The 2,209-nt window shown below is 65.6% G+C and carries 2 protein-coding genes; one reads left to right on the top strand and one right to left on the bottom strand.

What is annotated here, in order from left to right:
• Positions 1-179 precede the first annotated feature (179 nt).
• The gene (locus AB0G04_RS44140; RefSeq protein WP_360996732.1) at positions 180-902 is read left to right on the top strand and encodes a DUF72 domain-containing protein; all 723 of its coding nucleotides are present in this window, start codon (positions 180-182) and stop codon (positions 900-902) included.
• A 545-nt stretch (positions 903-1,447) separates the two neighbouring features.
• Here AB0G04_RS44140 and AB0G04_RS44135 read toward each other — a convergent pair.
• Positions 1,448-1,921 carry a hypothetical protein gene (locus tag AB0G04_RS44135; protein ID WP_360996729.1) on the bottom strand — a complete coding sequence of 158 codons (474 nt, stop codon included), beginning with the start codon at positions 1,919-1,921 and terminating at the stop codon, positions 1,448-1,450.
• Positions 1,922-2,209 lie beyond the last annotated feature (288 nt).

Raw genomic sequence — 2,209 nt, 5'->3', positions numbered from 1 at the left:
CTTCGCCACCGCGGAAGTATCCACGGTGTCCGTCATGACAGTCATCAGGTGCGTCTCCTTGATCAGGAGTTACACCGTTGTTCTTACAGTCCCCCCCTGACGTCCCGATGTGATCTCCGGCATTTGGAGGGTATTCGCGACCCATGACTCGGGCGAAGGTGGGCCTGTGCGGAGCCGGCATGGCGTTGACGTCTTACGCGCAACGCTTCGGGGTGTTGGAGGTGCAACAGACCTTCTACGAGCCACCCCGCGAGGCGACGATGCGGCGGTGGCGGGCCAGTGTTCCACCGGCGTTCGAGTTCACCATCAAGGCGTGGCAGTTGATCACGCACGAGGCGAAAAGCTCCACGTACCGGCGGCTGCGTACACCTCTGAGCGCGGAGGAACGCACCGAGGTCGGCGGATTTCGGTGGACGCCCGTCGTCGCGCGCGCCTGGGAGACCACGCTCGGATGCGCCGCGATCCTGGAAGCGACTGCGATCCTGCTGCAGTGCCCGGCGAGCTTCCGGCCGACTGAACCCGCCATCGCGCGACTGCGCGAGTTCTTCACCAGAGCGCGCCGGCCAGCCGGTGTCCGGCTGTTGTGGGAGCCGCGCGGCCCGTGGCCGGATGAGGTTGTTCGCGGCTTGTGCGAGGAACTGGATCTGACTCACGCCGCCGACCCGTTCCTGCGCCGCAGCCTGACGCCGATGGCCTACTACCGGCTGCACGGCATCACCGGCGCCCGCCACGTGTACACGGATGCTGAGCTGGCACAGCTCGCCGACGTCATCAACGGCGGCCCGGCGTACGTGATGTTCAACAACCTGCCCCGGGCCGCCGACGCCTGGCGGTTCAGCCAGCTGGTGCGCAGGGACGGGGACGCCACCCAGCCGGCGCGGGTCGACGCAGACCTCGACTGACCGGCGCCCTTCCCGTGCAGCCGGCGCGGGCGCCAATCCTGCATGAGAGGTGCCAGATCTCGGACGGGCTGCGGCGGGTGATCGGGAAGGTGGCGATCTCGTCGCGCCATGGCCCCGGCCGGCTGGTTGCAAGGAGCCAGAGAATCAGGGCTGTGAGCTGGACCCGGCCACCCGCAGCAGCGTGGTGCTGCGGGTAGCCGGGGACGACGCCGGATAGCGCAGGGGGTGGCCGCTTCCAGGCGGTGTCATAGAGAACCATGTTCCCGTCGGACTGGAGCCGCAAGCTGTACCGGCCGTTCAGGCTGTTGACGCGGTCCCCCTCGCGCATGATGTAGATGTTTCTGGCCGCGTCGTATGCACCACGATTGGGCTGACCGTCGCCGAGATACTGCGGGAAAGTAGCCGCCTGTACCTGCTGCGGCTGACGATGACCCCGGCTGTTGCGAGCGCTGCGGTGACGAGCGCGGTGAGGGTGCGGCGCATCAAGAATCCCTCATTGAAGGGTGGCGATACGGCGGCGTACTCTCCTCAAGCGCCAGGACGGGTCAGCACTGCCAGAAGGTGTCGTAGTACTGCGACTCCGCGAAGGCTTTGGCGGTGCCGCTGGTGCTGACGACTACCCTGGCCGCGCCGCCGTTGGTGACATAAAGACGGCGGTAGGCCAAGCGCGGAAGGTGGGTTGAGGTGGAGGCCCAGACGCCGCTGTTGGCGGCGTACAGCACGAAGTTGTTGTCCGTCTGCAGCCGGCCCTCGATGGCCCCGAGGCCGGTGGTGCGAGATACGCCGCAGACGCGAGCCGGAGAATAGGCGTAGTCGTACAAGACCATGTTGCCGTCAAGTTGCATCCGAAGCCGGTAGCGCCCGTTCACGCTTTCGATGTCATAGCCCTGCCTGAGTGTGTAGGACCTGCCGTACCCGATGTACTGCTGAATGGTCAGAGCGTGCGCTGGAACCGGGGCGATGATCACGCCGGCGAACGCGGTGACCGTGGCGAGAAGCATGGTGATGATGCGGCGCATGTGCGCTCCCGTCAGTGAGTCCGAGATGAACAGGCTCACCGGAGATGCCCTGCTGGTCGGCTCGCCCGTGGGGCGGACTGTACCGACCAGTACGCACAATATCAATGCTGATCGATACCGTTTGGATGACGCTGTAACGCTCGTTACCTGTGTCGGATCAACATGGATGGGCTAGCCGCCGGTGAGGGTTGGCTAGTAGGACTTTGTTAGGTCGGTACGGTGTGTCGCTTGTAGCTGTTGGGTGAAGGTGTTTGGCTGCGCGGCGTGGATGAGGGTGCGCTGGCTCGG

This window comes from Actinoplanes sp. NPDC023801, from assembly GCF_040639655.1.
Lineage (GTDB): Bacteria > Actinomycetota > Actinomycetes > Mycobacteriales > Micromonosporaceae > Actinoplanes.
Note: the sequence above shows the minus strand (reverse complement) of the source record. Positions and strands in the feature narration are given on the sequence as shown.

What these genes read in the sequence shown, in the direction of transcription:
- AB0G04_RS44140 (WP_360996732.1), top strand. Translation starts at nt 180, where the DNA reads ATGGCGTTGACGTCTTACGCGCAACGCTTCGGGGTGTTGGAGGTGCAA.
- AB0G04_RS44135 (WP_360996729.1), bottom strand. Translation starts at nt 1,921, where the DNA reads ATGCGCCGCATCATCACCATGCTTCTCGCCACGGTCACCGCGTTCGCC.